23 protein-coding genes and 3 tRNA genes are annotated in these 26,254 nt (G+C 47.6%); 16 read left to right on the top strand and 10 right to left on the bottom strand.

Annotated features, from left to right (window positions below; genetic code table 11):
* Positions 1-49 precede the first annotated feature (49 nt).
* The 6 genes from ARCVE_RS06065 to ARCVE_RS06090 are packed head-to-tail and all read left to right on the top strand — an operon-like array spanning position 50 to position 6,060.
* A complete protein-coding gene (locus ARCVE_RS06065; protein WP_013683887.1) occupies positions 50-277 on the top strand; it encodes a hypothetical protein in 228 nt (75 codons plus the stop codon).
* Entirely contained in the window at positions 264-1,739 is a 1,476-nt protein-coding gene (locus tag ARCVE_RS06070; protein ID WP_013683888.1) for a glycoside hydrolase family 57 protein, read from the top strand. Before ARCVE_RS06065 ends, ARCVE_RS06070 begins: the two co-directional genes overlap by 14 nt.
* The gene (locus ARCVE_RS06075; RefSeq protein WP_013683889.1) at positions 1,721-2,860 is read left to right on the top strand and encodes a glycosyltransferase family 4 protein; all 1,140 of its coding nucleotides are present in this window, start codon (positions 1,721-1,723) and stop codon (positions 2,858-2,860) included. Before ARCVE_RS06070 ends, ARCVE_RS06075 begins: the two co-directional genes overlap by 19 nt.
* Positions 2,861-2,863: 3 nt before the next feature.
* Complete coding sequence (locus tag ARCVE_RS06080; protein WP_013683890.1) at positions 2,864-4,114, top strand: glycosyltransferase family 4 protein; 1,251 nt, start codon at positions 2,864-2,866, stop codon at positions 4,112-4,114.
* Positions 4,111-4,314 (top strand): hypothetical protein, encoded by a 204-nt coding sequence (locus tag ARCVE_RS06085; protein ID WP_013683891.1) that lies wholly within the window; start codon positions 4,111-4,113, stop codon positions 4,312-4,314. Before ARCVE_RS06080 ends, ARCVE_RS06085 begins: the two co-directional genes overlap by 4 nt.
* A gap of 27 nt (positions 4,315-4,341) precedes the next feature.
* Positions 4,342-6,060 carry an amylo-alpha-1,6-glucosidase gene (locus ARCVE_RS06090; RefSeq protein ID WP_013683892.1) on the top strand — a complete coding sequence of 573 codons (1,719 nt, stop codon included), beginning with the start codon at positions 4,342-4,344 and terminating at the stop codon, positions 6,058-6,060.
* Between the two features lie 10 nt (positions 6,061-6,070).
* Here the strand turns inward: ARCVE_RS06090 and ARCVE_RS06095 are convergent, their stop codons facing one another.
* The gene (locus ARCVE_RS06095; RefSeq protein ID WP_156786029.1) at positions 6,071-7,126 is read right to left on the bottom strand and encodes a hypothetical protein; all 1,056 of its coding nucleotides are present in this window, start codon (positions 7,124-7,126) and stop codon (positions 6,071-6,073) included.
* A 244-nt stretch (positions 7,127-7,370) separates the two neighbouring features.
* On the opposite strand from ARCVE_RS06095, the gene ARCVE_RS06100 reads away from it, so the two are divergent.
* From ARCVE_RS06100 to ARCVE_RS06135, 8 genes are all read left to right on the top strand, one after another.
* A complete protein-coding gene (locus tag ARCVE_RS06100) occupies positions 7,371-9,620 on the top strand; it encodes a vitamin B12-dependent ribonucleotide reductase (protein WP_013683894.1) in 2,250 nt (749 codons plus the stop codon).
* 31 nt (positions 9,621-9,651) lie between these two features.
* Complete coding sequence (locus ARCVE_RS06105; RefSeq protein WP_013683895.1) at positions 9,652-10,200, top strand: DUF488 domain-containing protein; 549 nt, start codon at positions 9,652-9,654, stop codon at positions 10,198-10,200.
* A gap of 247 nt (positions 10,201-10,447) precedes the next feature.
* Entirely contained in the window at positions 10,448-10,651 is a 204-nt protein-coding gene (locus ARCVE_RS06110; protein ID WP_013683896.1) for a histone family protein, read from the top strand.
* Between the two features lie 191 nt (positions 10,652-10,842).
* Positions 10,843-13,938 carry an FAD-binding and (Fe-S)-binding domain-containing protein gene (locus ARCVE_RS06115; RefSeq protein WP_013683897.1) on the top strand — a complete coding sequence of 1,032 codons (3,096 nt, stop codon included), beginning with the start codon at positions 10,843-10,845 and terminating at the stop codon, positions 13,936-13,938.
* A gap of 106 nt (positions 13,939-14,044) precedes the next feature.
* Positions 14,045-14,118: transfer RNA gene (locus ARCVE_RS06120), tRNA-Pro, on the top strand.
* A 111-nt stretch (positions 14,119-14,229) separates the two neighbouring features.
* Positions 14,230-14,643 (top strand): Holliday junction resolvase Hjc, encoded by a 414-nt coding sequence (hjc, locus tag ARCVE_RS06125; protein ID WP_013683898.1) that lies wholly within the window; start codon positions 14,230-14,232, stop codon positions 14,641-14,643.
* Between the two features lie 22 nt (positions 14,644-14,665).
* A complete protein-coding gene (locus tag ARCVE_RS06130; protein ID WP_013683899.1) occupies positions 14,666-15,094 on the top strand; it encodes an EamA family transporter in 429 nt (142 codons plus the stop codon).
* A 5-nt stretch (positions 15,095-15,099) separates the two neighbouring features.
* Positions 15,100-16,443, top strand: a complete 1,344-nt coding sequence (locus tag ARCVE_RS06135) for an AIR synthase-related protein (RefSeq protein WP_013683900.1) — start codon at positions 15,100-15,102, stop codon at positions 16,441-16,443.
* On the opposite strand, the gene rnhB is transcribed toward ARCVE_RS06135, so the two are convergent.
* The 6 genes from rnhB to ARCVE_RS06165 form a co-directional block, all read right to left on the bottom strand.
* A complete protein-coding gene (rnhB, locus tag ARCVE_RS06140; RefSeq protein WP_013683901.1) occupies positions 16,440-17,078 on the bottom strand; it encodes a ribonuclease HII in 639 nt (212 codons plus the stop codon). The genes ARCVE_RS06135 and rnhB overlap by 4 nt on opposite strands.
* Entirely contained in the window at positions 17,078-18,388 is a 1,311-nt protein-coding gene (locus ARCVE_RS06145; protein ID WP_013683902.1) for a signal recognition particle protein Srp54, read from the bottom strand. The genes rnhB and ARCVE_RS06145 overlap by 1 nt, the downstream gene beginning before the upstream one ends.
* Positions 18,389-18,530: 142 nt before the next feature.
* A complete protein-coding gene (thsB, locus tag ARCVE_RS06150) occupies positions 18,531-20,162 on the bottom strand; it encodes a thermosome subunit beta (RefSeq protein WP_013683903.1) in 1,632 nt (543 codons plus the stop codon).
* A 131-nt stretch (positions 20,163-20,293) separates the two neighbouring features.
* The gene (purF, locus tag ARCVE_RS06155) at positions 20,294-21,661 is read right to left on the bottom strand and encodes an amidophosphoribosyltransferase (protein ID WP_013683904.1); all 1,368 of its coding nucleotides are present in this window, start codon (positions 21,659-21,661) and stop codon (positions 20,294-20,296) included.
* A 15-nt stretch (positions 21,662-21,676) separates the two neighbouring features.
* Positions 21,677-21,856 carry a 50S ribosomal protein L37e gene (locus tag ARCVE_RS06160; RefSeq protein ID WP_013683905.1) on the bottom strand — a complete coding sequence of 60 codons (180 nt, stop codon included), beginning with the start codon at positions 21,854-21,856 and terminating at the stop codon, positions 21,677-21,679.
* Positions 21,857-21,866: 10 nt separating this feature from the next.
* Positions 21,867-22,091: an LSm family protein gene (locus ARCVE_RS06165; protein WP_013683906.1), complete on the bottom strand. Its 225-nt coding sequence runs from the start codon at positions 22,089-22,091 to the stop codon at positions 21,867-21,869.
* A 71-nt stretch (positions 22,092-22,162) separates the two neighbouring features.
* Here ARCVE_RS06165 and ARCVE_RS06170 point away from each other — a divergent pair, with 71 nt between their 5' ends.
* Positions 22,163-22,630, top strand: a complete 468-nt coding sequence (locus ARCVE_RS06170; RefSeq protein WP_013683907.1) for a DUF1947 domain-containing protein — start codon at positions 22,163-22,165, stop codon at positions 22,628-22,630.
* 15 nt (positions 22,631-22,645) lie between these two features.
* On the opposite strand, the gene ARCVE_RS06175 is transcribed toward ARCVE_RS06170, so the two are convergent.
* The 3 genes from ARCVE_RS06175 to ARCVE_RS06185 form a co-directional block, all read right to left on the bottom strand.
* Positions 22,646-23,401 carry an ATP/GTP-binding protein gene (locus ARCVE_RS06175; protein WP_013683908.1) on the bottom strand — a complete coding sequence of 252 codons (756 nt, stop codon included), beginning with the start codon at positions 23,399-23,401 and terminating at the stop codon, positions 22,646-22,648.
* A gap of 719 nt (positions 23,402-24,120) precedes the next feature.
* A tRNA-Glu gene (locus tag ARCVE_RS06180) sits at positions 24,121-24,195 on the bottom strand.
* Between the two features lie 167 nt (positions 24,196-24,362).
* Positions 24,363-24,446: transfer RNA gene (locus tag ARCVE_RS06185), tRNA-Leu, on the bottom strand.
* A gap of 137 nt (positions 24,447-24,583) precedes the next feature.
* On the opposite strand from ARCVE_RS06185, the gene ARCVE_RS06190 reads away from it, so the two are divergent.
* A complete protein-coding gene (locus tag ARCVE_RS06190; protein ID WP_013683909.1) occupies positions 24,584-26,254 on the top strand; it encodes a type II/IV secretion system ATPase subunit in 1,671 nt (556 codons plus the stop codon).

A 26,254-nucleotide genomic window follows, 5' to 3' on the forward strand; every position in this document is an offset into this window, starting at 1 on the left:
AAGAAAAAGCTAAATATTCTGGAGTAGAAAAGAACTAAATGGTGAAATTATGTTAGACGAGAAAAGATTGCTTCTAATAGTTCGATTTGGTGTTAAGGGCTGCACTCTCCTTGCGAAGCTTGTATGCAAAAGCCTCAAAGTTTTTTGGACACCTTTCAGCTCGTACAGGGCTATTATCGTTACCTCGAAACTGTACGTACCCAACAGCATCTATGAATCTATGTACGATTGCAGGTTTGTGGGAGAGGTTTTAAATGAGGTGAATGCAAACGTCTGAGGTCTGTTTTGCTTTTGAAGTCCATCAGCCTTACCGCATCGACTTTCAGTTCAATCCCGAGTTTGCAAAGAGAAAAAGAAACCTGAGGGATGCTTACTTCGCCGGTATTAATAGGGAGATTCTTCAGAGAGTGGTGGAGAAGTGCTACATGCCTGCAACTCAGATAGTTCTCGAGGGACTCGATGCAGGCTTTAAATGTGCTTTCAGCTTTTCAGGCACAGTTGTTGAGCAGCTTGAAAGATGGAACCGTGACACACTCGAGCTCTTCAGACAGGCTGCAGAACATAAAAACGCTGAAATTCTTGCTCAGACGTACTATCACAGCATCGCGAGTCTTTTCGGCGAAAGGAGTGAGTTCGAGGAACAGGTAAAGCTCCACATTCAGTTAATGAAGGATGTCTTTGGTGTTAAGCCGGAGGTATTTGAGAACACGGAGTTAATTTTTGACAGCATGATTGCTACCGTTGCGAAAGAATTAGGCTTCAAAGCAGTGTTTGCCGAGGGTGCTGAGAGATTCCTCGAAGGTAGGAGTCCAAATTACGTTTATTCTTGTAACGGAATAAAAATTCTGCTGAGGAACTACACACTTTCCGATGACATAGCGTTCCGTTTCTCCAGTGGAGAGTGGGATCAGTATCCTCTGACGGCCGACAAGTACGCAGATTGGCTTGCTGCAACGCCCGGTGATTGTGTGAACATCTTTGTAGATTACGAGACTTTTGGAGAACATCACTGGAAGGAAAGTGGCATTCTCGATTTCCTGAGATGGCTACCCCACGAGTGCATGAAGAGAGGGATAGAATTTGCAACGCCATCTGAAGTGGCTGAGCTTCAGGCAGTTGGCGAAATAGATGTTAGCGAGACGATATCCTGGGCAGACGTGGAGAAGGACACTTCGGCGTGGCTCGGCAACTGGATGCAGAGCACAGCATTCAGAGCTGTCAAAAGGGCGAAAGCTTACGCTGAATACTACAATCCGGTCATATGGAGGTATCTCCAGACCAGCGACCACTTCTATTACATGGCAACGAAGCAGGGTTCGAGCGGAGAAGTTCACAACTACTTCAGCCAGCACCATCCTTTCGAGGCTTTTTCAATTTATATGAGGGTTTTATCACACTACGAGGAGCGTTGCTCGAGCAGGATGAAATCAAAGCAGGCAGCAATCGCTCTCCGCTCACTTCCGCCAGAGAAAGCCTTTCACTTCAGGCACTTCTCTGGTGATTACGCAGGTTCGGCATACAGCCTCGATGACTTTGCCTCGCTTTTGAGGTCCATTCCGGTGGAGTCCATAAGGTTTCATCTTGAGAACGGGGACTTTGAAAGGTGGATAGAGTACGTTCTGTGTGATAAAAGGCTTGTAGAAGAGATTCGTAAGCTTAGGAGGGAAGGGGATGTAGTAGATGGGCTGGTAGAAGTTGTTGAAAAGAGAAGGTGTGAGTTATGGAGACTCTTAAAATAGGCTTCTTCTGCTGGGAGTCCTTATACTCCGAGAGAGTTGGCGGGCTTGCAAGAGCAGCCACACACCTTGCCGAAAATCTTGCAAAGAATCATGAGGTTCACTTCTTCACAAGAGGTGATGGTGACTGCGAGATTAACGGTGTCAATTACCACTACTGTCATCCACGTGGAGAGAATATCGTTGATTACTGCCGAGATATGAGCCTTAAAATGGTTGAAAGATTTTGGGAGTTCGACAGCCCGGAATTTGACATCCTGCACTTCCATGACTGGCATGTCGTTGAAGCGATGCATATACTAAGGGATAGAAATACGGTCTTCACGTATCACTCCACCGAGTATGGAAGGAATGGAGACAAATTTGGTGACTGGTGGGAATTCAAAGAAATTTCCGGTAAGGAGTGGTACGCCGGGCTAATAGCCAAGAAGATCACGACGGTTTCAAACACTCTCAAAAATGAGGTCATGTGGTTGTACAATATCCCGGACTCGAAGGTAGCAGTCGTCCCAAATGGAGTCAACCCTGAAGAGTTTTATGCTGATGTGGAGCCGGAAGAAGTCAAAAGGGAGTACGGTGTACATCCTTATGACCCCCTCGTGTTCTTTGCTGGAAGGCTTGTTTACCAGAAGGGGCCAGATTTGCTTGTTGGTGCAATTCCTCATGTTTTGAGTAATAGAAGAGACGTAGAGTTCATCTTCGCTGGCGATGGAGATATGAGAAGGTGGCTTGAAGAAAGAACAAACGGGCAACCTACAAAATTTCTCGGTCACCTGCCGGATTCGGAGTTCATCAAACTTCTCAACGCAAGCGACATCGTAGTGGTTCCGAGCAGAAACGAACCTTTCGGGCTTGTGCTCCTTGAAGCATGGAGTGCCGAAAGGTGCGTCGTAGCAACCGACGTTGGGGGCCTCTCTGAGAATATCGAGAACTTCGTTGACGGCATAAAGGTTTACGTTAATCCAGAATCGATTGCCTGGGGAATAAACTATGTGATTAACGACCCGTATGGAATTAGAGTTCTCGGCAGGAGAGGGAGGGAAAAGGTCGAGAACTTCTTCCGCTGGAAGGTCGTTGCTGACTGCATGCTCGATGTTTACGAGAACTGCTGTTTGGAGGTGTGATACATGAGAATGACGTACTTTGTTGATGAATACCCGCCTTTCTTCAGAGGAGGCCTTGGCACCTATGCAATGGAGATAACAAGGCAGTTCGTAAAACTCGGCCACACCATTACTGTCTTTTCTCGCAATACGGGTGATGATCCAACGAGAGACGTGTGGCAGGGTGTAGAAGTTCATCGCCCACTCTTGATGGACATTGTCGATGTCCTGCCCGTTTACATACCTGAAGATATCAGGATGTGGCCGCTCGAGGCTCAGGAGTTCTTTGGCGAAACTCTGCTCTACAACTTTCTGTCTGCATCAAAACTAATAAACAGACTTGTGGCCAGAGATGGGAGAAAGTTCGATATCATCGTGTCACACGACTGGCTTGCTGCCGTGGCGGGAATAATAACCAAGAAGAACTTGAACATTCCCTTTGTCTTCCATTTCCACTCAACAGAACAGGGTAGAACAGGCGACGGTTCTCCGACTGTAAAAGAAGTGGAGAGAATGGCCGGACTGAAGGCAGACCTGATAGTCACCGTAAGCTACGCGATGAGGGACGAGCTTGTGAGTCTCGGCCATCCAGAGCACAAGATTCGTGTGGTCTATAACGGCGTCGATGCTGAGAAGTATAGGCCGAACAGATTTCCAGAAGAGGAAGTGAGGGAGTTTAGAAAGAAAATTGGCGTTGAAAACAGTCCAATGATTCTGTTCATCGGTAGACTCGCGTGGGTTAAGGGGGCAGATACGCTCGTCAGAGCAATGCCGATTATATTAAGAGAAGTACCCAACGCAAAACTCGTTATACTTGGCAAGGGCGAGCAGGAAAGTCTGCTCGTTCAGCTCATAAATTCTCTTGGACTGCAAGACAGCGTTATAACTCACTTCAAGTATGTGAGTGAGGAGGAAAGGATGCTATACTACGCTGCCAGTGATGTTGTCGTTTTTCCATCGAAGTACGAGCCCTTCGGCATAGTCTGTACAGAAGCGATGGCCATGGGCAAACCCGTTGTCGCGGGAGCAAGGGGCACATCAGGATTGAAGGAACAGGTGGTTCCGACAGGGGAAAATGTCTGTGGATTCCACGTGAACCCTTACGACCCGGAGGACATAGCAAAATTTGTCGTCATACTACTGAATGACGAACAGCTAAGGCGTAAGATGGGGAAAAATGCGAGAAGAAGAGTTCTCGAGTGTTTTACGTGGGAAATAGCGGCGAGAAATACGATAAGTGTCTACAAAGAGGTAATGCAGGGTGATAATATATGAAATATATCGTGATATGTGTCAGGCTCGATGAGGAGAAAAAGAAAGAGCTTGAAATCAGGCTTAAGGAAATAAAAGGGTTCAAATGTATCATTCCCGGTCAACTTTCAGCTGAAATCATTTTTGAAGAGAAAGAAGTCGGGGAATGTCTCAGACTCCTCAAAGAAATGGATATTCCGGTTGAAAGAGTGGTTAACAGGTAGTTTTCGAAGGTATTGGGATGGTGCGTCTTGATAGGTTTTGGAAGAGAACTCAAAGACTATAGCTTTGCGAGCAGAAGAGAGTTTATACTGGTTAGTGGAAACGCTTATTGTTCCTCCTCACTCGCAGGAAACACGAGGAAATACCATGGCCTTCTCGTATGCAACGGCAGAGTTTACCTCTCAGCTCTCGATGAATTCGTAAATGGCAGACGCATTTCTTCTGCAAGGTATGCTGACTGCATATGCGATGAAGGGCTCGAGTTCATCCAGGCTTTCGGCCTTTATCCTCCCACATTCCATTACTTTATCGATAGTACGGCAGTGAGAAAAACGATAAGCTTTGATGGGGCTGTGAGAATTACCTACGACGTCTGCGGGAAAGCAGATATAGCTGTCGTACCTCTCGTAGCAGATAGAGGTGTTCACAAAACGAGGAAGACTTTTGACTTCAGGCAGAAAAAGATTGGGAACGGCGTCTCTGTGGGAAAGCTCACGATTAAATCCAGTGCAGACTTTTACGAGAATCCAGACGTTTACTGGAACGTGTTTTACGAAAGGGATTTCGAGAGAGGCTATGAATGCGTTGAGAACCTTTACACCCCGGGACGTTTCATCGCGAGAGTTAGCAACGGCAGCTTCGAGATAGTTGCAAATGTTGATGGCTGCGAAATATATGAATCCTTGGCTGAAAATCAAAAGGCGAGGAGTGCGATAGAATGCCTCGAATTAGCAGCAAACAGCTTCGTCGTTGGAGATACGATCTACGCAGGCCACCACTGGTTTGCCGAACCATGGGGAAGGGATACATTCGTAAGCCTTCCTGGACTGCTTATTGAGAGGAGCAGATTAGATGTAGCGAGGAAGGTTTTCAAATTTTTTGCGACTCGCATGAAACGTGGCCTAATACCAAACAGGACATCCAGCGAGGTATCCGACGTTTCAGACCAATCGGATTGTTACAATTCCAGCGATGCATCTCTCTGGTTCGTTTATGCTCTCGAGAAGTACCTTGAGAAGACGGGAGATACTGAATTTGTCGAAAAAATGAAGCCATACGTCGAGGATATTGTTGTCCGCTACCCTGAAAGTGGAGTTGCAGAACTTGATAAAGGTTTGATCTCTGTCAGGGCATGTAGTACATGGATGGATACGCGCTTCACACCAAGGGAAGGAAAGCCAGTTGAGGTCAACGCCCTGTGGATCAACACCCTCAGATTTGCGGACAGAATCGGAATACACTGCCCGGACTCATCCGTAAAGGCTGAAAAAGCATTTCGTAGATTCTGGAATCCAAAGAAGGGCTGTTTTTACGATGTGATAGACCCTTACGACGATTCTATAAGGCCAAGTCAGGTCATAGCCGTTGCACTCAATACAGCTGATGAAGGAAAGGCTACCAGCATCCTCGAAGTTGTAGGAAAGGAACTACTAACGCCTTACGGCCTCAGAACCCTTTCACCAAGAGATAAAAGGTACATCGGGAGGTTTAGAGGAGATGAATCGTATCACAACGGCTGTGTCTGGCCTTGGCTGCTTGGGTTTTACGTCGAGGCTCTGCTTAATCATGGCTGGGCAAAAGACAGGTTGCAGCTACTAATTGCGCCTCTGCTCGAGCACGTCAGAGATGTGGGCTTGGGAACTATTTCCGAAATTTTTGATGGTGATGCTCCGCACGAACCAAATGGATGTATATCACAGGCGTGGAGCGTTGCCGAAGTTATCAGGGCTTACAGATTGCTGGAGTGATTGGAGGCATTTATATCTCACTTCTAAGCTCCTCCACAAGCCTGAAGGGATCACTCGCAACGACAGAAGTTCCAGCATAAAGCTCCATTCCACCTACGTCTGCAGTTCTGCTCGAAGGATCGCCCCTGTCAACGATTCTCGTGATGAAGATATCTTCAGAGCCAAGTGGCGGCATGAAAACAGCAACGTTAAAGCTCCTGACTCCGAGCCTGTGATAACACTTCAGGACGAGACCTATCGCCTCTGCAAGGCCAGATATTCCACTGGAAATCATAACGACCTCTTTCTCCTTTACTGGAGTTAGGTATGCCATAATCTTAATGCTCTCAAGCATGAAACCAAGTCCGAGAGCCTCGTGAATTGCGTAAACATCTTCGAAGTACTCTGAGCCGTATATTTTCGCATACCACTTCCTTACGTTCTCATAGAACTCCTGTCTCCCGTAGGGCTCCCTCGATATAAGAGCCTGGGCGTGGCCATGTATTATGCTCGCTCCAGCCCTCCAGAGACAGTTCCACATGAAAAACGGATAAATCGCCCTGCTGTCGTACTCGTTCGCTTTTCTGAACCACTCAAAAGCTACGTCGAGGTAATCGGCTATTTTCTCCGCTTCGCAAACAAAGGGGTCGTGGCCTTTGAATATTATAACCGCATGCAGGTAGTCATACTTGGCTATGTTGCTCGCTGTTATGCAGTGTTTTCCCTCTATCCTGCCAAAGGCATCTGCTGGAGTTCTCTCTTTGGGATTGCAGAACGGACAACCTTTGCTCTCTTCAATCATTCGGTGAGTATCTTCGCTGACTTTTGCATCTATCGGCCTCTTTGCCCTCAGTTCGTTGAAGAGGGTACTTTCATAAGTTACCTTGTTTGTAACCCTGACTATGCGCTGCTCCTCGCACTCACCGAATCTTGCAGTTGTCCATTCTCTCATCGCGTCCGGCAGCACAAGCCTGCCTGTTTCAATGTAGAAGCGATATATTCGATAAAAAAGTGATCTTTCAGCGTTTTTAAGGCTTTCAACGAGTTTCGGAAGGTCTGTAATTGAGTTTGAATTCCGCGAAGCCATAGCAGATAGTTTTTCTGGAGAATAGTTTAACTTTTCCTGTGGTTCCGGAATAACTTGTGGGCTCAACCTACACATTTCACTTTCACACCACTGTCAATAAAGAAATACATGTTAAGGAGTGAATGGTAAGGTACTGGAGGTCGCTCTGGGGAATACCCAAACCATTGCATCCGATGCATCCACTAAAAGTATCTAATATTAACGAACAAAATTCAACTGGCTGTTCGAATTAGAGGTGATTAGCATGGAGCTGACAAAAACTGCTGAAGTTGTGCTCAAAAAGCGTTATCTCCTGAAAGATGAGGAGGGAAACGTGATAGAAACACCAGAGCAGATGCTCTGGAGAGTAGCCAATGCAATAGCTCAGCCTGAGGAGAAGTACGGAGGAGATGTCGAAAAGACTGCAAAGCAGTTTTTTGAGATGATGGATAACCAGCTCTTTATGCCCAATTCGCCAACCCTCATGAATGCTGGAACTGAACTCAATCAGCTCTCAGCCTGCTTTGTTATCCCCGTCGATGATTCAATTGACGGGATTTTCAAAGCCCTCTGGGACATGGCGAAGGTCCAAAAATCTGGCGGGGGCACGGGCTTTTCCTTCTCAAGGCTCAGGCCGAAGGGAGATATAGTGAAATCAACAATGGGTGTTGCAAGCGGCCCAGTCAGCTTCATGAAGATATTTGATGCCGCTACGGAGCAGATAAAGCAGGGTGGCAAAAGGCGTGGAGCGAACATGGGTGTCCTTAATGTTCATCATCCCGACATCGAGGATTTCATCACTGCAAAGTGGGAAGAGGGTGTGCTGCGAAATTTCAACATCAGCGTTGCCGTAACCGATGCGTTCATGGAGGCCTTGAAGAACGATGCAGAGTACGAGCAGATAAATCCGAGGACGGGAGAGGTCGTGAGGAAGGTTCCCGCGAGGAAGATATTCAACCTGATTGTGGAAGGGGCATGGCGTAACGGTGAGCCGGGAGTTGTGTTCATAGACACAATAAACAGGCACAATCCCACACCACACATTGGAATGATCGAAGCCACGAATCCCTGCGGTGAACAGCCGCTCCTTCCATACGAATCCTGCAACCTTGGCTCGATAAACGTGTCGAAGTTCGTTAAGAATGGAGATATTGACTGGGACTGGCTCAGGGAAATAGTATGGCTTGCTGTTAGATTCCTCGACAACGTCATCGACGTGAACAACTACCCGCTTCCAGAAATCGAGAAGATGACTCTTGCAAACAGAAAGATTGGTCTCGGCGTAATGGGTTTTGCAGACCTGCTCTTCAAGCTGAAAATTCCATACGACAGCGAAGAAGGTATTGCTCTGGCAGAAAAGCTGATGTCCTTCATTCAGGAAGAGTCTCACAAAGCTTCTCAGGCCCTGGCAGAGGAAAGGGGTGTATTCCCCAACTGGAAGGGCAGCACGTGGGAGAAAAAGGGCATAAAGATGAGAAATGCTACAACAACAACGATAGCTCCAACAGGCACCATAAGTATAATTGCTGGCTGCTCAAGCGGAATTGAACCCGTTTACGCCCTTGCGTTCAAGAGAATGCACATACTCGACGGCGAGGAGTTCTTCGAAATAAATCCGATATTTGAGGATACACTGAGGCAGCTGGGCCTTTACAGCGATGAGTTAATAGCGAAGGTTGCAGAAGAGGGGAGTATCCAGGACATCCCGGAAATACCGAAGGAAATCAAGCGCATATTCAAGTGTGCTCTCGACATTGCTCCGGAGTGGCATGTGAGAATGCAGGCAGCTTTCCAGAAGTACACTGACAATGCTGTTTCAAAGACCATAAACATGCCCAACCACGCAACTCGCAAGGATGTTGAAAAGGCGTTCCTGCTGGCCTACGAACTCGGCTGCAAGGGTATAACGGTATACAGAGATGGAAGCAGGGAGGAACAGGTTCTCAAAACAAAGAAAGCAGAAAAGAAGGAGTTCAGGCCGATAAAGCCCACAGGCTATGTTGAGCCAAGGCCGAGGCCAAAGATAACCACTGGCAGAACAATCGAAACTCGCACCGGCTGCGGAGCCCTTTACGTGACGATAAATGAGGATGAGTACGGGATAGCTGAGGTCTTCGTCCAGCTCGGCAAGAGTGGTGGCTGTGCCGCATCACAGACCGAGGCGATCGGCAGGTTACTCAGTGTTGCGTTAAGAAGCTGGATTAACCCCGAAGCATTGATAAGACAGCTCAAAGGCATTCGCTGCCCGTCCATAGGTTTCGACAATGGAGAAATTATAACCTCTTGCGCTGACGGCGTCGCGAAGGTGCTTGAGAAGTATCTGAAGGGAGAATACAAGCGAATAAAGGTTGCCATTGATGGAATAAAGCCGCTGACGGAGTTTGTGGAAGGAGAGGAGAAAGAAGAGCACAAAACCAAGCTCATAGGTGGTGTGTGCCCCGAATGCGGTAACGTGCTGGAGTACGGCGAAGGCTGCATGACGTGCAAGATGTGCGGCTTTACGAAGTGTGGCTAATTTATTTACGTATCTTTTCCAATTTTTAGATGTGAAAGCCCACGTCATAGAAGTTTACACCATAGGCCACTCCAACAGAACCATTGCAGAATTCGTGAGATTGCTAAAGAAGTATGGAATTCAGACCTTGGTTGATGTCAGGAGATTTCCCACTTCGAAGCATGAGCACTTCAAAAAGGAGAGACTCGAAGAAATACTCGCAAAAGAAGGCATCGAATACTTCTGGATGAGCGAGCTCGGTGGATACAGGAGAAATGGCCTGAAGGACTCACCAAACATCGCAATAAAATCAAAGGGCTTTAGAAACTACGCAGACTACATGACGAGTGACGAGTTCAAAAAAGCCATTAGCAGGCTTATAAAAATAGCTTCGGAGAAGAGAGTGGCGATAATGTGTGCGGAGCGCTTCTTCTGGCGATGTCACAGAAAGTTCATCTCAGACTACCTGACAATGAGAGGGGTAAAGGTTGTCCATATAATCAACGATAGAGTACGTATTCACAGGCTCTCAGCTCAAGCGAGAATAGTAGGCGAGAACCTGATATATGACGTCGTAGAAAACGATATTCCCTACCAATAGCCCAATTTCTGTATGCCAAATGCAAATGATGGTTCATGGGCTGGCAAAAATATCCCCATCATCTTCAGTCTGTACATCCCGAACCTATCCTTCACTCAATGAAACGGGGCATGGTTTTGCTTGCTACCACCTAAAAATTTATATAAGAGAAGTGACGAAAAATGTGAGTAAGGAGGTCGGATTTAACGCCGACCGGAGGAAGTACTAAGTTGGATATGGAGTATAGGATGTGTGGAGGTGAGCATAAATGGAACTACCCCTTGCCCCGGTTGAGAGAATTATAAGAAACGCCGGAGCGCCGCGTGTTAGCGAGGCTGCCAAGAAGGCGCTTGCAGAGGCTATTGAAGACTACGCGTTGCAGGTTGCAAAGAAAGCTGTTGAGCTTGCAGCTCACGCGGGAAGAAAGACGGTTAAGGCAGAAGACATCAAGATGGCCGCAAAGGAGCTGTAATTTTTCAAATTTCCTTTTTTTACTTTTATCTTCTGCTGTTTTTTCAAAGTTTTCTGTGGATGTTATGTAAGAAATGTTTTACCTTCGTAATAAGTTTGAAAAGATTATGATATTTTCTGGCTATTTTAACGGTTTTTAATGATTTTGGAAAAACCAGTAAAATTATATACCGTCCGGGTGTAGCTACACATATGAAGGAGGCAGACAGGAACACCAAGAAAGTCGTGGAAATGGGTAATTTAAGAGAATTAGAAGACATCTTTGGAAAAATGGTAAGTTTCGATGAAATAGAGCGAAAAATATACTCACACGATGTGGGCATACCTCCAAAGATATTCAAGAAGGTTATTGGCGGTGTTGCTGATGCTGTTGTGAAACCTGAGAGCGTCGAACAGCTCAAAAAGCTTGTAAAGTTCTCAAAGAAGTACAAGGTACCACTCGTTCCCAGGGGTAAGTCTACATCAGGTTACGGTGGTGTTCTGCCGGTTAAGGGCGGAATAGTGGTAGATTTCACAGCGATGAACAGGATTCTTGAAATCGATGAAGAACAGAAGATCGTAAGGGTTCAGCCCGGTGTGGTGTGGAAGAATCTGGATGAAGAGCTCAAGAAAAGAGGATTAACGCTCAGGCTGTATCCAACGAGCTATCCGTCTTCAACCGTTGGCGGGTGGCTTGCACAGGGTGGAGCTGGAATAGGCAGCTACGAGTACGGATGGTTTAGGGAGAATGTTGTTTCTGCGAAGGTGCTCCTTCCAAATGGAGAGATCAGAGAATTCAGCGGAGACGATCTGGGTCTTGTAAGCGATGCAGAAGGTACGACTGGTTTCATAATTGAGGTAACGCTGAAGGTGAAGGAGTATGAAAAGGAAGAAGTTGTCGGGTTTACTTTTGACAGTGTCGAAGACCTCCAGCGTTTCCTTGAACTGCTCGCAGAGGAAGATGTTCCTGCATGGTCTGTCAGTTTCATAAATCCTGAGGGAGCTGTTCTGAAGAGCATAGTTCCTCCGAAGCTGCATCACGGACATCCGGTTGAAGAGGTTCCAAAGCTGCCGGAGAAGTTCATAGTAATACTGGCATACCCCGAGGGGAGGGGTATAGAGAGCAAGCTTGATGAAATTGCAAAGAGAGCAAATGGAGAAAGATTACAGCAGGATTTAGCGGAACATGAATGGGAATCTCGTTTCAAACCGATGAAGATAAAGAGGTTGGGGCCAAGCCTTGTGCCTGCAGAGGCTGTTATACCGGTTGATAAGCTTGCAGAATTCTACAGGGAATTTGCCAGAGAGGCTAAAAAGCACAAGTTTATGCTTGAAGGGTTTGCTGTTAAAGGAAAAGAGATAGTCCTTCTCGGGTTCATACCTCACGATGAGCGCAGAGGAGATTACAAGTACGCCTATGCGCTGTCGCTGGCCTTTACCAAGATTGCTGAAAGAGTTGGAGGCAGGCCATATTCAACTGGATTATACATGGCCCACAAGGCTGAGAAAGTGCTTGGAAAGGAGAGGTTTGAAAAGCTTAAGTCTTTCAAGGACAAAATCGATCCAGAGAAGATTTTCAACCCCGGAAAGGTTGTGGATCCATCATTTGCAGCATCACTGATAAAGATAGCCGAGAATTTTGCATTTATCGACAAAATGGCAAAACCGGTGGAATACGGTGAGAGAATAGGCGAGAAATCCAGTGGAAAACTGCCAGAATTTGTGGAATGGTACGCCTACGCATGTGCCCAGTGCGGTTACTGTGTCGATGATTGTACCGAATACGATGCGAAGAAGTGGGAAAGCACCTCACCGAGGGGTAAGTACTACTTCCTGAAGCTCTACGCTGAGGGAGAAGTTGAACTCAACCAGCAGATGGTTGATAAATTCCTACTCTGCACAACGTGCGAGAAGTGTAATGTGAATTGCCAGCTTGACATGCCAGTTCTGGAAACCTGGGAGTATATGAGAGATTTCCTGATAGGAAAGAAGGGATTCATGACGTTTCCACCCTTTGAAATCATGGCAGCAAGCCTTGACAACAACCTGAACATCTGGGCGGGTTACAGGAAAAACAGAGCAGACTGGCTGTATAAAGACGAAAAACTTCTGGAAGAGGTCAAGCCGCATTTGAAGGACGATGTGCCGGTTGCATACTTTGCCGGATGTACTGCCAGCTTTGTTGAGCAAGATATTGCAAAGGCTGCAGTGTTACTCCTCTCAAGGGCGGGAGTGGACTTTCAGTATCTGGGTACTGACGAGGGATGCTGCGGAATTCCAATGCTCGTAGCTGGAAAATGGGAACATTTCGAGAAAATAATGAAGCACAACATAAACGAAATGAAGAAGAGAGGCATAAAGACGGTAATCACATCCTGTCCAGCCTGCTGGCTTTCATGGCACCACTACTACAAGGAGTTCGCAAAGAAGCTGGGCATAGATTACGACATAGAGGTGAAACATTACACCGAGGTAATTGCAGAGAAGATAAAGAAGGGCGAGTGCGAAATTCCAGAACTTCCGGAAGAGATGAAGAAAGTCACGGTAACTTTCCACGATTCGTGCCACATTGGTAGAGCAGGTGGCATATATGAACCGCCGAGAGAGCTGATAAAGGCTTTGGGCGTAAAATTCGTCGAAATGGAACACAACAGAGAGAATGGACTCTGTTGCGGCAGCGTCCTTACGAGAATTGGAGAACCGAGACCAACATCAAACTACCTTGGAGGAAAGAGAATCAAAGAAGCTGTGGATGCCGGAGCGGATGTGTTGCTTGCGCTCTGTCCATGCTGTCAGTTCCAGCTGAGAGTTGCAAGCAAGGAGAACGGATACAACATACCAGTCAAAGATCTCGCGGCATTTGCTGCGGGAATATGTGGTGTGGAGTTCCAGGATCCAACAGACTACTGTCTTGAAATGTGGGGAACTTTCGATGCCATGATTGCGCTGATGAAACCTGAGAACATGGCTGAGTTGATGATAGCTCTGCTTCCACAGATGATCGACGCGATGCCAGAGAGCATGAAGGCGATGATGAGGGTGGCAAAAAAGGTTCCAGGAATGCTGGATGCCATGAAGCCGATGATGCCAAAGATGTTTCCAATGCTTATGCCAAAGATAATGCCCAAGGTTATGCCAGACATGCTCAAAGAGGTTGAGAAGCGTGTACCAATGCCTCCACACATGAAAGAGCAGATGCCGGATTTGATGCCAAAGGTCATGGAGAATCTAATGCCAAAGATGCTGCCAGAGGTTATACCGCGTATAATGCCTGCGATGATTGAGTATATCAAGAACAACGATTTTTAATTGTATTATTGAAAAAATTTTTAATTTTTTGCTATCTGACCATGCCTCTATCCACTTTGCAATAACCAAAACGTTTTAAATCCCCTCCCTCAGCTACTTGCTTGAAGGGGCCGTAGGGTAGCCTGGTTATCCTCCCGGCTTGGGGTGCCGGAGACCCGAGTTCAAATCTCGGCGGCCCCATGCCATAACTGCAGATGATGACAAACCTCTCATCTGAGCGCATGCGATGAAGAGGGGCATACGGTCTGATCTCAGAAAGACAGAAATAGCAGGATAACGATTTTTCTACCGGTGAAAGGGAAGGGCACCAGGTTCGAAAGGGAGTTGATTCACAGGCTCTGGGAGAACGGCTTTGCTGCTGTTCGCTCAGCAGGTAGCGGAGCCATGTCATACCCCATGCCCGACATCGTCGCGGGTAACGGGAAGAAATTTCTGGCTTTCGAAGTTAAGATGAGAGCAAAACTGCCACTATACCTCACAGAGCAGGAAGTCAAAGAACTCGTGATGTTCTCCAACCTCTTTGGAGCGGAATCCTATATTGCCGTAAAAATTCCTCGCAGCGACTGGGTGTTCGTCAGCATATCCCAGCTAAAGAGGACGGGGAAGGGCTACAAAATCGATGAAGACGTATATGCCATCGGCTCTGACCTCGACGAAGTGCTCGGCAGGAGTGTTCAGCTCAGGCTTGAGGGCAAGGATTTATAATGCGCCCACCCTTTTCCATTCCATGAAAGGTGAACTTCTCGCAATCCTCGCAGCCCTGCTTTGGGGCATAGCGCCGATATTAGATAAGCTCGCGATAGCAGATGCTGAGATATCCCCAGTTGTCGCAAATATAATCAGGAGCCTTGGAGCGCTCACAGTTCTCGCTTTAATTGCGGTATTTCTGCAGGACTTCAGTTTTTCTGAGTTCACTCCGAAGAGAATTGCCTACCTCCTCACCGCCGGATCGATAGCCGGTGGAATAGCGATGATAATTTTCTACCTTGCTCTCAAGCAGATCGGAGCGAGTAAGACTGTGCCCCTCACTTCAATTTATCCACTATTTGCGGTTATTTTCTCCGTCGTTCTGCTTGGAGAACAGGTTGACGTTGTCAGGGTGGCAGTTGGAACAGTCTTAATAGTGAGCGGGATAATTTTCGTCATGACCGGGTGATTCCTATGGACATCGAGGGCTATGCAAGAAGGATGCTCGAGAGAGGCATTGCAGAAGATGAGGTCAGAAAAAAGCTCGCAGAGCGCATAGCTGAGATAAAGGGCTGGAGTCTTGAAAAAGCTGCGAAGTGGGCTGAGGCTGTTGTGTTGGAAGTAAAAAACGCCTACTCAAAGACAAACTACATCCTCGAATACTGGAAAAGCGGAGTCACTATGGGTGAATTCGGAGTTGGGAGCAGAGGGAAAGGAGATTTTTACGTCCACTCGAAGATTGCAGAAGTTATCGGAAAAAGCGGAGAAGCCATCATATCGAGCAAAGACCTCGATGACGCTGGAGTTATTTTCAAGAACGTTAAAGACGGGATTTATATCTCCGTCGCGGTCGATGGCATTCACTCCCGTCTCAGCGAGTTTCCGTTTATTGCAGGCTTCCATGTTACGAGGGCGGCAATGAGAGATGTTTATGTCATGGGGACTGAGCCAGTTGCGGTATTTTCGGATATTCATATTGCTGATGATGGCGACGTTTCGAAGATATTCGATCACATCGCCGGAATTTCGGCTGTGTGCGAGCTTACGGGAGTTCCACTCGTTGCCGGCAGCACACTGAGAATTGGGGGTGACATGGTCATAGGCGAAAGAATGACCGGCTGCGTGGGTTGTGTCGGCATAGGCAGCAGCATTACCGCAAGGAAAAACGCAAGGCCTGGCGACATCATACTGCTTACTGAGGGAGCGGGAGGAGGTACAATAGCCACAACTGCCATTTATTACGGTATGCATGAGGTCGTTGAGGAGACGCTAAATATAGACTTCATAAAAGCCTGCAAGGCCATTTTCAGCGCTAACCTCGTGCCGGAGCTTCACACCATGAGCGACGTAACTAACGGAGGCATTAGAGGTGATGCTGAGGAAATATCGAAAGTTTCGGGCTGCTCGCTCGTCTTCGACATGGAGAAAGTAAGAAGCATTGTGAACCCTCGAGTTTTGAACATGCTCGAAAGTCTTGAAATTGACTTTATGGGCGTTTCTATAGACTCGCTCATGGTTATATGCCCGCCTGAAACAGCGAAAGAAGTAATGAACGTCGTTAGAAGTGCTGGGATAAAAATCGAGGAAGTTGGATGGGTTGAGGAAGGCAAAGGGGCGTACGTTATAGAGGATGGTGAGGTAAAGCCCATCAGGCCGAGGTTCAGGGAGTCAGCCTACACGCCGCTAAAGAAGGTCGTTGGAGAGGAGGAACCGAGAGACTTCGAAGAAATGCGGAGAAGAGTAGATGAAGCAGTTCTGAAGGCCATAGAGAAAAAGAGACATGTCGTTGAGATGATCAAAAAGCGTATGAATGCCTAAAAGAAATCTTCAAGGGACTGCTGGCAAATTCTGTCGAGGGTTTTCCAGCTTCGTCTTACATACGGGGGAAAACGACCGTGTTCCTTGAAGTACTCCTTGAGAAACTCGATCGTTCGTTTATCGCTCGCATAACCACTACCAAAGTCTACACCAAGTTCCTTTTTGATTTTCTCTATTTCTCTGTCTCTTTCTACTTTAGCCACAATTGACGCTGCAGATACGACTGGCTTCAAAACATCTGCTCTATGCATAGCCTTTACTTCCTTACCTGTTCTTTTTTTCAGCGCCTCTGAAAGCCTTTCCGGGATAACGTCTGGAGAATCAACAAACGTTAAGTCAGGATTGAGTTCGTTGATTATCTCCGCATAGCAGTCAGTCAAAATTTCGTTAATAGTCTTCTTTTCCATCAACCTGTCAAGTTTCTCCGGCTCGAGCTTTATAACGTAAACGTTTGAAAGCTTTTTTATCTCTCTGGCAAGCTCCTCCCGTCTCTTTGGAGACAGTCTTTTTGAATCCCTTACACCAATTTTCTCGAGTTCCACGAGCTCCTCTTCGCTGCAGCAAACACCGCACACAACCATAGGGCCTATAACCGGCCCTTTCCCTGCTTCATCTATACCTGCAACCCGAACCATCAGAATCCCATCTTCGGGAGACCCTTGATGGGCAGCTTGCCGAACTTGCCCTTCTTCATCTTCTTCATAACACTCTTCATTGTCTTGTAATACTTGAGCAGCTCCTTAACTTCCTGCGGGGATGTGCCAGAACCTATGGCAATCCTCCTGATTCTGGATGAGTCTATAATCTTTGGGTTGAGAAGTTCCTCCTCAGTCATCGAATCCATTATAACCCTGAACTTCTTCATCTTCTCCTGCGTCATTTCCATCATGCTGTCGTCAACCTTCATGCTGAAGCCGAAGGGGAGAAGCTCGAATATCTTGCTTATTGGTCCCATCTTATTCATAGCCTCAATCTGCTTGTAGACGTCTTTGAGCGTAAATGTACCCTTCAGAAAGGCCTCAGGATCGAGTTCCTCCTCGCTTACAACCCTTTCAACCTTTTCGAGCAAAGCTTTGATGTCGCCCATCCCCAGCAGTCTGGAAACGAAGCCTGCTGGATCGAAGCGCTCGAAATCTTCAACCTTCTCACCAGTTCCGATGAATGCAATGGGGATACCAATCTCCCTTGCCGCTGATAACGCTCCACCACCCTTCGCCGTTCCATCGAACTTCGTGATTATGATTCCATTTATACCTATGGCATCGTGGAAGGCCTTTGCCTGCCTGCTCGCAAGCTGGCCGATTGCCGCATCGAGCACAAGAAGCTTGTAGTCTGGCTGCGTGGCTTTTGCAATCTCAATCATCTCGTCTATTAGCTCCTCTTCGAGGGCATGCCTTCCTGCAGTGTCTATGATTATCATATCGTAGTCCTTGAGGGCCTTAAGGCCATTCCTGGCTATTTCTACGGCATCCTTGTTCTCCTTCTCGCCGTAGAAGCCTATACCGTAAGATTCTGCAAGCTGCTTTAGCTGCTCATAGGCTGCTGGTCTCCAGGTGTCGGCTGCGATAACTCCGGTTTTCATCCCCTTATCCTTGAAGTACTTCGCCAGTTTTGCAGCCGTTGTGGTCTTACCGCTGCCCTGAAGACCGACAAGCATTATCTTTGCCTTCTTGAGGGGAATCTCAAGCCCTTCGCCTATTCCACGCATCAGCTCCTCGTAAACAATCCTGATTATGTGCTCCCTGACGTTGAATGTGGGTAGAACGTCCTCGCTCAGTGCCCTCTTCTTTATCGCATCGCTGATCTCCTTTACCTGCCTGACGTTTACGTCCGCCTTGAGCAGAGCGCGCTGGATATCCCTGACTACCTCCTCAACGAGGGCCTTATCCACTGTAGTTGAGCGTGCTATTTTCTTGACGATGTCCTTCAGAGATTCAAGAGCCATTGGACTTCGTAGGACAGGATGGATATAATACTTTGCCCATCTTGGAGAGCCGGTAGAGGTTAACCGGTGACGAAAGTGCCAGAATCGAAGACCTGCTGAGAATAGAACCTACTATGAGTGCAATAAAAAAGGAAAAATTAAATTAGAATTCTGGTTCTCCCATTCCCTCAAATCCTGTCTCCTTGGTCTTCTCAAGTCCCTTCGCAGCGATGACGTCGTCGATTCTCAGAATCATCACCGCAACTTCCGTAGCAGACTCAATTGCCTGGCTCTTGACACGGAGTGGCTCGAGGACACCTCTCTCCTTCATGTCAACGACCTTGCCCGTTTCAACGTCAACGCCAGTGTACTTCTCGCCCCTCTCGTGGGCAGCCTTGAGTTCTACGAGCACATCAATCGGGTCGATTCCCGCATTCTCGGCGAGGGTCTTGGGTATTATCTCGAGCGCTGCAGCGAATGCCTCGGCAGCGAGCTGCTCTCTTCCGCCAAGCGTTGGCGCCCACTGCTTCAGCTTCAGGCTGATCTCGATCTCCGGAGCACCGGCTCCAGCAACGACCTTGCCGTCCTCGAGGGCAACACCGACGACTCTAACAGCATCCTCGATACCTCTCGCGATCTCCTCGACGACGTGCTCCGTACCGCCCCTGATGAGGATCGTTACAGCCTTCGGGTTCTTGCAGCCGGTAACGAACACCATCTTGTCCTCGCCGACCTTGCGCTCCTCGACGAGGGCAGCCTCACCAAGATCGCTGCTGCTGATGTCTCTCAGGTCTGTGAGCACCTTTGCTCCCGTCGCCTTTGCGAGCTTCTCGATGTCGCTCTTCTTAACTCTCCTTACCGCAAGCACTCCGGCCTTTGCGAGGTAGTACTGTGCAAGGTCGTCAATGCCCTTCTGGCAGAATACGACGTTTGCTCCGGCTTCAACGATCTTGTTTACCATGTCCTTGATCATCTTCTCTTCCTGCTCGATGAACTTCTGGAGCATCTCAGGATCGGTGATTCTGATCTTCGCATCGGTTTCTGTCTCCTTGACCTCAAGGGCAGAATCAACCAGCAAAATCTTTGCGTTCTTAACACGCTTGGGCATCGCCGGGTGTACAACTTCCTTGTCAAGGACGATTCCTTCAACGAGTTCCGTGTCCTCAATACCTCCACCCTGCCTCCTCTCGAGCTTCACGTAGTCTGGGTCAAAGCGGAGCTTTCCGTTAACTTCCTCTGTTACCGTCTTGACAGCCCTAACAACGATGTCAGCCAGCTTGTCGAGGGCTACTTCAGCACCCTTGCCAGTCATAGCGGTTGCGGCAATCTTCTTCAGCATCTCGTCGTCATCTTTGCTTATCGGGATTGCAATCTCTTCGAGTATCTCCATGGCCTTCTCGGATGCAAGCCTGTAACCGGTAGAGATTATCGCTGGGTGGATCTCCTGGTCGAGCAGCTCTTCTGCTCTCTTGAGAAGCTCACCAGCGAGAACCACAGCCGTTGTGGTTCCATCGCCGACCTCGTTGTCCTGAGTTTTCGCAATCTCAATAATCATCTTCGCAGCGGGGTGTTCAACATCGATTTCCTTCAGAATCGTGACACCATCGTTGGTGATGACGATGTCACCAAGGCCGTCAACAAGCATCTTGTCCATTCCTCTCGGGCCGAGGGTGCTCCTCACAGCTTCGGCAATAACGCGAGCGGCCATTATGTTAAGCCTCTGCGCGTCTCTTCCAACAGTCCTCTGGGTTCCCTCCTTCAAAATTAGTACGGGCTGCCCATGCAGCGTTGCCATTTACATCACCTCCGTTTTAAGCAAATTTGTGTGGAACAATAGTTCTATATAACTTTTTTGGTGAAAATGGAAGACGATTTGTCATGAATTCATAGGGAACAAGACAATACGCTGTAAAACTCGTAAAAAGGCTACCTGACACACTTCTCTCCAGGCACTGGAATGGGATACTTTCCAGTAAGGCATGCAAGGCAGAGTTCATTTTCATCGATGCCGACAGCTTCGAGCAGACCATCAAGGCTTAGATAGGCAAGACTGTCGGCGTTGATAGTCCTCCTGATTTCCTCAATACTTCTACAGGAGGCTATAAGCTCCTCCCTCGTTGACATGTCTATTCCAAAGTAACATGGGGCTATTATTGGCGGACTACCAACCCTGAAGTGCACTTCCTTCGCTCCGGCAGCCCTCACCATATCGACGATTTTCCTTGATGTTGTGCCTCTGACTATGCTATCATCCACGAGGACGACTTTTTTTCCTTCGACGTTACTCCTTACCGCATTCATCTTTATTCTGACGGAGAACTCCCTCATTCTCTGCTCTGGCATGATGAACGTTCTGCCAACGTACCTGTTCTTTATCAGCGCTTCGAGATACTGAATTCCTGATTCCTGGGCAAAGCCTATTGACGAAGTCGTTCCGCTGTCGGGAACTGGGGAAACCATGTCTGCATCCACCGGATTCTCTTTCGCGAGTATTCGGCCTATGGTATGTCTGACTCCATAAACACTCTTCCCATCTATTATCGAGTCGGGGCGGGCGAAGTATATGTACTCAAAGACGCAGAAAGCTCTTCTTTTGCTTTCACTTATTCTAACGAATTCCAGCTTTCCATCTTCGATTATGACAGCTTCGCCCGGCTTTACGTCCCTGATGAACCTCGCCCCAGTAGCATCGATTGCACAGCTCTCGCTCGCAATAACATAGCCAAAGTCCGCTTCGCCTATGCAAAGCGGCCTGAACCCCAGCGGGTCTCTGTAGGCTATGAGTGTATCGTTTACGAGAATTGTAAGTGCGTAGCTTCCGAGGAGCTTCGAATCGAGAATTTTGAGTGCTTCAACGGTATCGTAGTCGAGAAGGCACGCTGATAGAAGCTGTGCTATGATCTCTGTGTCGGAATCCGTCAGAAACGCTCTTCCTTCGCCCTCCAGTCCGCTCCTCAATCCCCAGTAGTTCACAAGGTTGCCGTTGTGGGCAACTGCAATACTTCCCACCTTCGATCTCACGAGCAGGGGTTGAGCATTCTCAATTCTCGATTCACCAGTGGTTGAGTAGCGGACGTGGCCGACAGAAGCTTTTCCATTCATTCTTGATAGAATCCTCTCGTCGAAAACCTGTGTTACGAGACCCATGCCCTTGTGGGCGGTGATACTGCTATTACCAGCGACAGCTATACCAGCAGATTCCTGGCCCCTATGCTGGAGGGAAAAAAGGGCATAGTATGTTATATGGGGGGTCAGGGATTCATTCTCACAGTAGACCCCTACAATACCACACATTTTTTGACTGGGATTTTAGTTGCGGTCTTTTTTCTTCCTTACCCAGTTGTAGCTTCTGAGCCGCTTGCTGCGGCCGAAGCCACACGCTGCGCAGTAACCCTTTCTCCTGTGGAATGAAACCCTACCACACCTTCTGCACTTTATATGGACTCTCTTCCTCCCTCTCTTACCCATTGCAGCCGTTCCGTCTGACATCTAACCACCCCTACGGAGATGGAGAAACGAATACCACCGTGTCACCCCTAATAACCACACTTCCGAGTTTTCTGATTACTTCTCCACCCTGAATCTCTTCGGCGTTTTGCAGTACAAGATTCATGTGAATATCATACCCGTTCAGGATACCCCTGAATTCTCTTCCTCCCTTCAGTCTGACGAGTACTGGAGTCTGCAATGCCTTGTTCAGCACATCGAGCGGTCTGTTTGCCATGTTTGCCTCTCCCCCAAAAAGGCTTTTTAATTGCTATGCCCCTCAATATTTAAAAATATCGGAGGTAGGCCATGCAGAGGCTTAGGAAAAAAGAAGCAAAAGCAATAGCTGCGGAGCTCAAAGAAATAGGGGTTGAGCTGAAGGGAGATATGGACAGGGTAGAGATCAACGGCAGAACAATCATTCTTGTTGATGGTGAGCCAGTCATCATCGAGCACGACGGGAAGCACTACCTGACTGTGTACGGCGTGATGAAGTTCAGGCCAGAGAAGTGGAAGGTTGTAGTTGACGAAGGTGCGTTGCCTTACGTGATGAACGGCGCAGACGTAATGAAGCCAGGGATAGTTTACGCGGACGAAGGAATAAAGGCGGGAGACTTCGTTTACGTCATGGTGGAAGGCAAGGAAAGTCCTATAGCGGTTGGAATTGCCTTGGTTGACGGGGGCGAGATGCGACAGGGGAAGGGAAAGGCCGTGAAGAACATCCACCACCTGAAAGATAAAGTCTGGAACCACTTCTTCGGTAAAAAAGGTAAATAGATAGAGATAGTTTAGTTAGTAGAGGACTCTTTCGAGGTCCTCTCCTCCATAAAATATCTCCTGAATGCAGTCGTAGATATCGTCCATTCCGTATCCCGTGACTGCCGAGACCGGAATCAGGGGACGGAAGAAACCAGACTCACGCATTACGTGGAACAGGTCCTTTGTCACACCCTTCTCAGACAGATCCAGGTATAGCTCGTCGGGATTGCTCCAGGCCAGTATCTTCTCGAGTTCTCTTTCACCAAGCAGATCACACTTGGATAACACGGGGATTTGGGGAATGCCCAATCTGAAGACAGCCGACGTGGCCATAAAAAGAATCGAGAGGTAGCCAGAAGGCGTTTTCGATATCACCGGGTCGAACAGAAAGACCATAACGCTTTCCTTCCTTCCAAGAACATTTATTATTATCTCGCTGCTCCTCCTGAGCGTGAAAAGCTCCATCTGGCCAGGAGTATCTATTATCACGTATGGAGCATCGTGATAGTCAATCTCGTCCTTTATCTCGTCGATTTCCGCTCCGACAAGGTCTGCTCCGATTATCTGAGCCCCGTTAGGTCCCACACCGTACTTGACCATTATATCGTCGAGGGTGAACCAGTCCCTCACGTCAACGTCGGGAGCATAGGGCAGATTTTCAGCCCCCGGGTCGAGATTTACGATGATGTTGTCAAGTCTCTTTAGATCGAGCCACTCTGAAAATGCCTTGGTTAGGTACGTCTTCCCGCTTCCAGCGGTACCCACCATATAAATTAGCACGCGTTGCATAACTCTGCCGCGACGACAGGGTTAATATTTTCTTGCTATAGTTTGAGTATGCACACCTACTGGTTACTCCCTCAAAAAACAAAATATATAATTTATAATTAGGCATTAAGATTTAAAGAGCTAACAAATTCATTCAAAGCTAAAGAATCTTCAAAACAAGCTATTAAAGACTCGTCTGACGTAAAATACGCAATAATTTTAAGCAACAACGTAGAAAAAGCTCCGATAGTACTGAACGGAGGTAAAACCATGAAAATTAAGTTATTAAACGACAGCATATTAAAGGAATATTAATGGGGAGACAGGCCCTATCAATTCAGATGGTGGCCTATGCACTTTCTATCGCTCTTCGAGTTCGTTTACTTTATCCAAAATACTGCTCCCTGAACGTTCATTATCCATGCCAATGCCCCGATCAGTGGATTTAGAATAGATTTATCCCTAAAATAACTTCAATAAATGGTACCCCGGGATTCGAACCCGGAGGAGGCATTGTTAGCAAGGCCTTACTAACAACGGGCGGTCCCAGCCACCCTCAGTTAAATCTTAGGTTTTACCCTAAAATTCAACCTTCGCCTCCAATTATCTATTTTGTACTATCCTCTATTTAACTCTGCCGGTGTTTGAGCTTTGACGTGGCACACACCTCGTGAATATGTTCTTAGAAAACTTTATCATCGCTTACAAAGCATTCTGGGACTCTTACAATAAAGAGAGTATGCTCCGGCCGGGATTTGAACCCGGGTCACGGGATCGAGAGTCCCGTATGATTGGCCGGGCTACACCACCGGAGCATTGGGTGTTTAGGGGTTTGGTGTTAGGTTTATATCTCTTTCGCTCAGAGTTCAGTTATGTCTGCTACATGCTCGTCGTTTACGCTTCTCGTGCTACAAGAGAGGAGGTATTTCGCTTTGCTCAACACTTCCTTAAAGTCATTTTAGATGAATTTCGAAGAAAAACATGCGGGGGGAGGGATTTGAACCCTCGAACCCCTACGGGACGGGACCCTAAATCCCGCGCCTTTTCCTGACTCGGCAACCCCCGCCTGCAGGTTTCCTGTGTCCTTGAGGAATTTACATCAAAGGATTTTAAAGTGTTTGGTCTCTCTGTTCCGGTGTCCAGAAATGATTATAATAATGAAAAAGTTTATTAAGTTGCCTGAGGAAGGTAATAAAGATAATAATGAGGTTCCTAAGAAGATCAAAGCAAAGCGAAGAGGAAAAGCTCGAAGAGCACGAAAAGGAGGCTCTTGAAGCTATCGAAAGAGCAAAAAAAGTGGATAAGGTTCTAAAAGGTGAAGAAGGGGGGAAGAAGGGGTTAATAAGGAAAAAGCCAATCTTCGAGCCTTACGACGAGGAAGTCCATGGTCCTCTCATTGAATTCGAAGTGCCGGAGGACTGGAGCGTCGTAGAAGAGTACTGGATTCAAAAACCCTACAGCAAGGTTATTGTTCTATACAGCGACAAAGAGCACGACCATCGCTACATAGTCGTTGAACCAGAACTCGACGCTTACGAGACGGAAGTATTTAACGAGGTCAAAGACGCACTGAGGGACGTGCTTGAGGAGAAAGACGTGGAATCTGCATTGAAGGAGCAGGTTCTGAAGGAAACAGTTGACTTCCTTCTCAAAGATATGAAGATCCCCATAAGTGCGAAATCGTATTACAAGATTCTGTATCACATTGTCCGTGATTTCATCTACTACGGCAAGATTACACCCCTGATGCTGGATAAAATGCTCGAGGACATCTCGTGCAACGGTTACAACAAACCAATTTACGTTTTCCACCGCAACTACGCCAACGTAGAAACGAACATTGTTTTTGAGGAAGAAGAGCTTGACGCCTTTGTCATAACCCTTGCACAGCGCTGCGGGAAGCACATAAGCATTGCAGAGCCAATGGTCGATGCGACAATGCCGGATGGCAGCAGAATTCAGATGACTCTTGGAAAGGAGGTCACAGACCACGGTTCAACGTTCACAATCAGAAAGTTCAGAGATGTGCCCATTACACCCATCGACCTCGTGGCGTGGGGTACTTTCTCAGCGGAGCAGATGGCGTACCTCTGGCTCTGTATAGAGAACAAAAAGAGCCTGATTTTTGCTGGAGGCACTGCAAGCGGTAAAACCACCTCGATGAATGCGATATCTCTCTTCATCCCGAGAAGAGCGAAGATCGTTACGATTGAGGATACGAGAGAACTCATGCTGCCACACGAGAACTGGATTCCAGCGGTTACGAGAGATGCTTTCCACGGTGAAGCCGGAGCCATAGACATGTACGACCTGCTTCGAGCTGCTTTAAGGCAGAGACCTGAATACATACTGGTTGGTGAGGTCAGGGGCAAAGAAGCCCTAACTCTCTTCCAGGCCATGTCAACGGGCCACACCACGTACTCAACCCTGCATGCCGACTCCGTTAACGGAGTCATACACCGTCTCGAAAACCCGCCGATAAATGTCCCACGCCCGATGATTGAAGCCCTCGACATAGTGAGTATTCAGGCTCAGACGTTTTTGGGAAAGAAGAGAGTCAGAAGGAACATCGAAATTGCGGAAATCGTTGGCTTGGACCCGTACACCAAGATGATAAGAACCACGACGGTGTTTCAGTGGGACAGCGTAAAGGACGAGCACGCAATGATAGGCGCCTCAAAAGCCCTCGAAGACATAAGAAGGACGAGAGGGTGGAGTGTGGCAGAACTCCAGCAGGAACTCGCTCGAAGGGTGGCGGTGATCAACTTCATGATAGAACACAACCTCAGAGACTTCAAGACTGTGAGTAACATAATCCACACGTATCAGAGCAGACCGGAGAAAGTTCTGGAGAAAATGGGGATAACTGTTTGA

This window comes from Archaeoglobus veneficus SNP6 (assembly GCF_000194625.1).
In the GTDB taxonomy this organism is placed as follows: domain Archaea; phylum Halobacteriota; class Archaeoglobi; order Archaeoglobales; family Archaeoglobaceae; genus Archaeoglobus_C; species Archaeoglobus_C veneficus.

Coding starts and splice junctions, on each gene's coding strand:
- ARCVE_RS06115 (WP_013683897.1), top strand. CDS start 10,843: ATGAAGGAGGCAGACAGGAACACCAAGAAAGTCGTGGAAATGGGTAAT.
- ARCVE_RS06085 (WP_013683891.1), top strand. CDS start 4,111: ATGAAATATATCGTGATATGTGTCAGGCTCGATGAGGAGAAAAAGAAA.
- ARCVE_RS06065 (WP_013683887.1), top strand. CDS start 50: ATGTTAGACGAGAAAAGATTGCTTCTAATAGTTCGATTTGGTGTTAAG.
- ARCVE_RS06190 (WP_013683909.1), top strand. CDS start 24,584: ATGAGGTTCCTAAGAAGATCAAAGCAAAGCGAAGAGGAAAAGCTCGAA.
- ARCVE_RS06175 (WP_013683908.1), bottom strand. CDS start 23,401: ATGCAACGCGTGCTAATTTATATGGTGGGTACCGCTGGAAGCGGGAAG.
- thsB (WP_013683903.1), bottom strand. CDS start 20,162: ATGGCAACGCTGCATGGGCAGCCCGTACTAATTTTGAAGGAGGGAACC.
- ARCVE_RS06110 (WP_013683896.1), top strand. CDS start 10,448: ATGGAACTACCCCTTGCCCCGGTTGAGAGAATTATAAGAAACGCCGGA.
- ARCVE_RS06075 (WP_013683889.1), top strand. CDS start 1,721: ATGGAGACTCTTAAAATAGGCTTCTTCTGCTGGGAGTCCTTATACTCC.
- ARCVE_RS06080 (WP_013683890.1), top strand. CDS start 2,864: ATGAGAATGACGTACTTTGTTGATGAATACCCGCCTTTCTTCAGAGGA.
- purF (WP_013683904.1), bottom strand. CDS start 21,661: ATGTGTGGTATTGTAGGGGTCTACTGTGAGAATGAATCCCTGACCCCC.
- ARCVE_RS06130 (WP_013683899.1), top strand. CDS start 14,666: ATGAAAGGTGAACTTCTCGCAATCCTCGCAGCCCTGCTTTGGGGCATA.
- ARCVE_RS06170 (WP_013683907.1), top strand. CDS start 22,163: ATGCAGAGGCTTAGGAAAAAAGAAGCAAAAGCAATAGCTGCGGAGCTC.
- ARCVE_RS06160 (WP_013683905.1), bottom strand. CDS start 21,856: ATGTCAGACGGAACGGCTGCAATGGGTAAGAGAGGGAGGAAGAGAGTC.
- ARCVE_RS06070 (WP_013683888.1), top strand. CDS start 264: ATGCAAACGTCTGAGGTCTGTTTTGCTTTTGAAGTCCATCAGCCTTAC.
- ARCVE_RS06100 (WP_013683894.1), top strand. CDS start 7,371: ATGGAGCTGACAAAAACTGCTGAAGTTGTGCTCAAAAAGCGTTATCTC.
- ARCVE_RS06135 (WP_013683900.1), top strand. CDS start 15,100: ATGGACATCGAGGGCTATGCAAGAAGGATGCTCGAGAGAGGCATTGCA.
- ARCVE_RS06095 (WP_156786029.1), bottom strand. CDS start 7,126: ATGGCTTCGCGGAATTCAAACTCAATTACAGACCTTCCGAAACTCGTT.
- ARCVE_RS06145 (WP_013683902.1), bottom strand. CDS start 18,388: ATGGCTCTTGAATCTCTGAAGGACATCGTCAAGAAAATAGCACGCTCA.
- ARCVE_RS06165 (WP_013683906.1), bottom strand. CDS start 22,091: ATGGCAAACAGACCGCTCGATGTGCTGAACAAGGCATTGCAGACTCCA.
- rnhB (WP_013683901.1), bottom strand. CDS start 17,078: ATGGTTCGGGTTGCAGGTATAGATGAAGCAGGGAAAGGGCCGGTTATA.